Source organism: Micromonospora sp. LZ34, assembly GCF_052981855.1.
Map to the genome: position 1 here is coordinate 1 of NZ_JBRIQN010000112.1, position 5,730 is coordinate 5,730.

Annotated in this window: 5 protein-coding genes and 1 pseudogene; 3 read left to right on the forward strand and 3 right to left on the reverse strand. The window is 68.5% G+C overall.

The features are described from left to right. Positions 1-64: 64 nt before the first annotated feature. Positions 65-256: a hypothetical protein gene (locus tag ACVCAH_RS37335; RefSeq protein WP_447140924.1), complete on the forward strand. Its 192-nt coding sequence runs from the start codon at positions 65-67 to the stop codon at positions 254-256. Here ACVCAH_RS37335 and ACVCAH_RS37340 read toward each other — a convergent pair. Next, the gene (locus ACVCAH_RS37340) at positions 243-1,679 is read right to left on the reverse strand and encodes an aminotransferase-like domain-containing protein (protein ID WP_447140925.1); all 1,437 of its coding nucleotides are present in this window, start codon (positions 1,677-1,679) and stop codon (positions 243-245) included. The genes ACVCAH_RS37335 and ACVCAH_RS37340 overlap by 14 nt on opposite strands. On the opposite strand from ACVCAH_RS37340, the gene ACVCAH_RS37345 reads away from it, so the two are divergent. Together ACVCAH_RS37345 and ACVCAH_RS37350 are read left to right on the forward strand one after the other, a co-directional pair. After that, positions 1,678-2,580, forward strand: coding sequence for a DMT family transporter (locus ACVCAH_RS37345; RefSeq protein ID WP_447140926.1), 903 nt, complete (start codon positions 1,678-1,680; stop codon positions 2,578-2,580). The genes ACVCAH_RS37340 and ACVCAH_RS37345 overlap by 2 nt on opposite strands. Next, complete coding sequence (locus ACVCAH_RS37350; RefSeq protein ID WP_447140927.1) at positions 2,577-2,957, forward strand: transposase; 381 nt, start codon at positions 2,577-2,579, stop codon at positions 2,955-2,957. Before ACVCAH_RS37345 ends, ACVCAH_RS37350 begins: the two co-directional genes overlap by 4 nt. Before the next feature lie 607 nt (positions 2,958-3,564). Here the strand turns inward: ACVCAH_RS37350 and ACVCAH_RS37355 are convergent. After that, a pseudogene (locus ACVCAH_RS37355) lies at positions 3,565-3,822 on the reverse strand (helix-turn-helix domain-containing protein); the annotation flags it as partial. Between the two features lie 562 nt (positions 3,823-4,384). After that, positions 4,385-5,524: a substrate-binding domain-containing protein gene (locus ACVCAH_RS37360; protein ID WP_447140928.1), complete on the reverse strand. Its 1,140-nt coding sequence runs from the start codon at positions 5,522-5,524 to the stop codon at positions 4,385-4,387. Positions 5,525-5,730: the final 206 nt, after the last annotated feature.

The window sequence follows — 5,730 nt, forward strand, 5'->3', positions numbered from 1 at the left end:
CTCGCCGTCCGCTTCCAAGCCGTCCTGACCATCACCATCATCACCGAGTGGCTCTGACCGGCTTATGAAACACGCCTTAGGGCTGGACCGTCCGCTGGTCTACGCCCGGGTCGATGTGATCCGCGGCGCCGACGGCGCGCCGATCGTGTTGGAGCTGGAGTTGTGCGAGCCGTCGCTGAACCTGCCGTTCACCGACCACGGCGCGACGCGTTTCGCGGAGGCCACGGCCGGACGGCTGGGGGTCAAGGCTCGATGATGAGCGGCGCGAGTCGGCGGATGGCGTCGTCGACGTCGGACGCCGACGGCGCCGCGACATAGCTGAGACGGACGTGCATGACACTGCTGTCGGTGGCGTAGTAGTTGGTGCCGGGCGTGATGGCGACACCCTTCGCGAGAGCGGCGGCCACGAGTTGATGGTCGTCGAGGTGGGCCGGAAGCGAGACCCACAGGTGGTAGCCGCCGCGCGGGCGCAGGGCGAGAGCGTGGTCGCCGAATGTCGCCGAGACGGCGTCGGCGGCCACCTCGCAGCGGTGCGCCAGTGCGGTGCCGAGCGTCTTCAGGGTGCGCTTCCACCCGGCGGCGGTCACCACCTCCAGCGCCGTGAGCTGCAGCGGAGCGGGTACGAACAGGGTATCGATGACGTGCGCCGACCGCAGTCGGGCCAGCACCGGGCCTCGGGCTGCGATCGCACCGACGCGCAGGTTCGGCGATGTCACCTTCGTCAGCGATCTAATGTGAACGACGGTGCCGTTCGGATCGTCGGCGATCATCGGAGGCGGCGTGGGCCCGGCGTCGGCATGCGCCATGTGCCGGGCGAAGTCGTCCTCAATGACGAAGGCCGCGTGGCGGCGGGCGATGGCACGGATCTCGTCCTGCCGGGCCACCGAGAGGCTTGCCCCGGTGGGGTTCTGGAACAGTGGCTGGACGATGATGATGCGGGCCCGCGTACGAGTGAGGGCCTGGTCGAGATGATCCGGGCGCAGGCCGTTGGTGTCGAGGGGAACCGGAACGGTTCGCAGGCCCGCCGCATGGGCGGCCGCGATGGTGCCCGGGTAGGTCGGCGACTCGAGGATGACCGGATCTCCCGGTTGAGCGAGCGCGCGCAGCGCCGTGGCCAGCGCGCTCTGCCCCGCTCCGCACACGAGGATGTCGTGGCGGCCGAGACCGCCGCCGATGTCGGCAGCAAACCAGTCGCGCAACTCGGGCACCCCACCGACGGGCGGACGGTCCCATGCCTCCGCGCGTTTCGCCGCCCGGGACAACGCCGTAGCCAGGGTGCCCAGCGATTGCAGTCCAGGATGGAGGTAACCGCCGTTGAGGTCGACGATGTCCGGCCCTGACGTCGACAGGGTTCCCATCAGGGCAGGCGCCTTGAAGTCGCGCAGAGTGCCGATGGACGACGGTTCCTGGCTCGCGGTGTCGAGGGCGGACTCCTGCCAGGACGTGTCCCCGGTGCGGGCCACAGGGCGCGCCGCCGTGCGGTACGTCCCAGCGCCGGGGCGGGACGCGATGAGCCCGCGCTGGGTGAGGAAGGCCAGCGCCGCAGAGACGGTGGTGCCGCTCGCGGCGAAGCGGCGCACGAGCTCCCGATGAGTTGCGATGCGCGCACCCTCGGGCAATAGCGCTATTTCCTGCGCAAGGGTATTTGCCAGGGAGCGCCAATTGCTATCATGTTCCATGAGTGTTGAGAATAGCGCTATCGCGCAGGCGCGGATATCGCCACTGTCGAGCGGGATCGTGTTCGCCGCGCTCGGCGTGCTGAGCTTCTCGTTCAGCTTCCCGGCGACGCACTGGACGCTCGACGGGTTCGGGCCGTGGAGTGCCACCGGGGTCCGCGGCGTCCTCGCCGCCGTTATAGCACTCGTCGCTCTCATCGCGACGCGCGCGCCGCTGCCGGCCCGCAGCGACTGGCGCGCCCTCGCCGTCGTGGCGGCCGGATGCGTGATCGGCTTTCCGCTGCTCACCACGTTCGCCCTGCAGACATCGTCCACAGCACACTCGGCCGTCGTCATCGGGGCGCTGCCGATGGCCACCGCGACGATCTCCGCTCTGCGTACGGGGCGCCGTCCGTCCAAAGTGTTTTGGGCAGCGGCATCCATCGGCGCGGCCACCGTCATCGCGTTCACCATCTCGCAAAACCACGGCTGGCCGACGATCGCCGATCTCTATTTGTTCGGCGCGCTGCTGGTCTGCGCTGCGGGGTACGCCGAAGGCGGGCGGCTCTCGGCGCGCATGCCCGGCTGGCAGGTCATCGCGTGGGGCGTCGTACTCGCCGCACCCGTCAGCCTCGCCGTATGCGCGATCGCGCTCCCGCACGAGCCGGTGCGTTTGACGGCCGAGGCCATCACGGGTATGGCGTACATCGCGGGCATCTCGCAGTTCGGCGGGTTCGTGGTCTGGTATCGCGGCATGGGCCTCATCGGGGTGGCGCGGGCGAGCCAGCTCCAACTCGCTCAGCCCCTGCTGACGCTGGTGTGGGCAGTACTCCTGCTGGGCGAGCACCTCAGCGCCGTCGTGCCGCTGACCGCAGCCGTCGTCCTCGGCTGCATCGTCGTCACGCAACGGGCGAGGACGGCATGAAGACGTCCGAGCAGACCGGATCGGAGCTCGTCCACCATCTCGTACCGGATGAGCTGTGGGAATTGTTCCGGCAGATTGTGCCGGTCAAGATCGTACGCCGGCCGCAGGGTGGCGGCCGGCGTCGGGCGGACGACCGGCAAGCGCTGGCGGCGATTGTGTATGTCACCAGTACCGGCCGCGCTTGGCGGCAGGTCCCCGAGAACTTTGGTGTGTGCTGGCCGACCGTCTATCGGCGGTTCGCCGAATGGAGTCAGGCGCATGTGTGGACCCGCCTGCTACGGCTGATCGCGGACCGCCACGGCGAGCGCGACGACCTGAACTGGTCACGGCAGGCGATCGGGGCGGTGTGTTCGCGGGCGGCAAAGGACGGCCCCTGATGCTCTAGCTAGCTACCAGCTCACCCGCTGACCGGCAACCCGCGCCACCTCAGCGCGCCACTCACACCGCCAGACCCCGCTCTCCGCCAAGCGTCCCCAACCGCATACTCGGCATGGGGCCAGACAGCTCTCCGGGCGAGTACCAGGCGCGGCGCTGCGGGGGCACCGGTGAGGGGCAGGCGTCAACCGGGAAGCGCAGCTTCAGCACCCGCGGAAGTCAAGCAGGCTCAAGCGGCTCGGACCGCCCTGCGCAAGGTCGGCCCCGGCCGCTGCGCCTCCGACTGCACGCGTGAGGCGGCAAACCAGCCGCGGAAGCTGCCCGCGCGCCGGGCGCTGACGACAGCGCGACCGCGAGCCGGCATCGGCGCGGGCCGCGTGACGGCCGATCGGAGACAGCGGGCCAACGTCATGGCGCGGCGAGCGGCGCGGGCGGCGAAGCACATACTGCGCTGGCCTACGCACCGCATGTCACGGCAGTCGATCACCCCGTCGATAACCAGCCCTGACAGCAGAGGAAAGACCGTCTTGATCACCTCGCACCGGGGTCAGGATGCACCACGGAACCGACCACTCTGGACTCAGGTCACCACCGTTTCGGCGCAGAGCCGATGACCCGGTGTGCCGCGGAGTGCGACACCCCGAACAGCGGCCCGATCTGCCGCATGGTCAGGTTGGTACGCCAGTACACGGCGACCAGCAGCACCCGGTCGGGCAGGTCAAGGGTCCACTGCCGGCCTGGCTGACCGTCGGCGATCGCGGCCCCGCCACGCTCGGCGACCAGCCGAACCAGCCTGCGGAACTGGGCGGGCGTCAACCCGGTGAACGGGAAGATCCACTCGGCCCGGGCTGAGGAGGTCACCTGCATTCAGGCATCCTCGACGGCCCTCCTCAACGGACAAACGTCGGGGTTACGAGACGTCGCTTAATGAACGTCCTTCCGACTCCGCCTGCCCACCAGCGCCCCTGTCGCCACGCCGGCACGCCCTCCGCGAGGATCTGGTGCCCATGGCAACTGCACGGTTAACAGCAGGATAATCACCGACAGTCAGCCGGAACCTCGGCAGAGGTCCGGCCACAGCGAACGGTTCGCCGCGGCCATGCTCGCGAGGTGGCCCCGCGCAGTCCTCCCAGGGCTGGCGAGCTGAGTGCGGAACGGCTCGACGTCGGGGTCGAAGCCTGTGCCCAGGATCAAAGCCCTCCACCTGCCGCGTAGGACGTCGAAATCGCCGGAGCTGGCGAAGGCGGGCACCGCGCCGCTTCCCAGGGCGGTGAGCGCGGAGGCGGTAGCGGCGGTTCCCTGGAAGAATCTGCGCCGGGACAGGGGCGATGTCATCGGGCGTCCTCCGGGTGCAGCTTGATCTGACGAGACTCAACTGCTGGCACGTGGACCAAAGCTATGCGTGGCCCGCACCGCGATCTTGTGCTTGTCAAAGAACGCCTTGTTGCACCAAAAGATTTGGGGTGGGGCGTCGAACGGGATCGCCCAGACCCTGCCGGCCAGCGTTATCAGGTCTTGGACCTACTAAGGGAACGGCTGAGCCGCCGCAGGATTCCCGCACCAGCAGCTCGGGCAGCAGGGCTAGGCGCTGCCTGGGACAGTGGGGATCGCTGAGGCGGCGAATGAGCACATCGACCGCGCTCGCGCCCACGGCGCTCTTTTGTGGGGCGACTGCGGTCAGCGGAACGTCGGCCAGTGCCGCTATCTCGTCGTCATAGGCGACGATGGCCAGGTCCTCAGGCACACGCAGCCCGCCCATGCGCAGCCGCTGACTCAGCATCGTCGCGTCGTAATCAGTGTGGACGAGCGCCGCAGTGAGTTCGCCCCGGGCCACCAGCTCCGCGATTGCCTCGGCTTGCTGATCACTGAAGCCGCCCCAGTCCTTTCCGGCGACCTGGGGCATCGGCGGGATCCACGAGGGGTCAAGCCCCGCGTCGGCGAGCCCGAGCTGGAAGCCCTCGGTGAGCCAGGGTGCGGTCGGCGTCTCATGGCTGATCAGCAGCCCGATCCGTTCATGCTCAAGCGCCGCCAGATGGCGCACTGCGATGCGGGCGCCATGAACGTGGTCGGAGATGACATGCTCGAGTTCGCCGGCGACCGCTCGCCGCTCAACCAGGACGACGGGCACCTTCAGGTCGGTCAGCCACTCCTGTTCGGCGGGGCCGCCGAAAGGGGCGATGAGCAGGCCGTCGATCCCCGAGGCGAGCAGCTGCCCGGCCTGAGAGCGATCCTCTTCCGCGTCGTAGCTGGAGATCCTGACCGTCAACCGGGCGCCGCGCGCGGCGGCGGCTTGGTGGGCTCCTCTGACCACCTGGGGGTAGTAGTACGTCGCGGACGGTACGACCATGCCGAGCACGAGTTGCTTACTATCCGCAGGCGCGGTAGCGGACTCGGGAAGCATGGCGCCGCCGTGCACCCGGGCGAGTAGTCCGCGATTGGACAGCGTCTCGACATCGCGCCGAATCGTGATCGGCGAGACCCCGATCTGCTCCGCGAACTCGGTGACCCTGATCGAGCCCCGCGCGCGCACCTCACGCAGGATCGCCTGATGACGCTCCTCAGCGCGCACGGCGTACCTCCTCGTCTGAATGCTTTGTTCAAACGAACATTCTCTCATCGATTAGGGATCGCCGCTAGCCTCGGCCCTTCGTTAGGGGCTGTCCAAGGAGTGGACCGAAAACGAAGAAGTGCCTTCTGGTCAGGGAAAATAGGGCTTGTCGAGAGTCCTGTTAACCCGTCACGGAAGGCACTTGCTGGGTGAAGGCTACCGCAACA

Coding starts and splice junctions, on each gene's coding strand:
- ACVCAH_RS37350 (WP_447140927.1), top strand. CDS start 2,577: ATGAAGACGTCCGAGCAGACCGGATCGGAGCTCGTCCACCATCTCGTA.
- ACVCAH_RS37340 (WP_447140925.1), bottom strand. CDS start 1,679: ATGGAACATGATAGCAATTGGCGCTCCCTGGCAAATACCCTTGCGCAG.
- ACVCAH_RS37345 (WP_447140926.1), top strand. CDS start 1,678: ATGAGTGTTGAGAATAGCGCTATCGCGCAGGCGCGGATATCGCCACTG.
- ACVCAH_RS37335 (WP_447140924.1), top strand. CDS start 65: ATGAAACACGCCTTAGGGCTGGACCGTCCGCTGGTCTACGCCCGGGTC.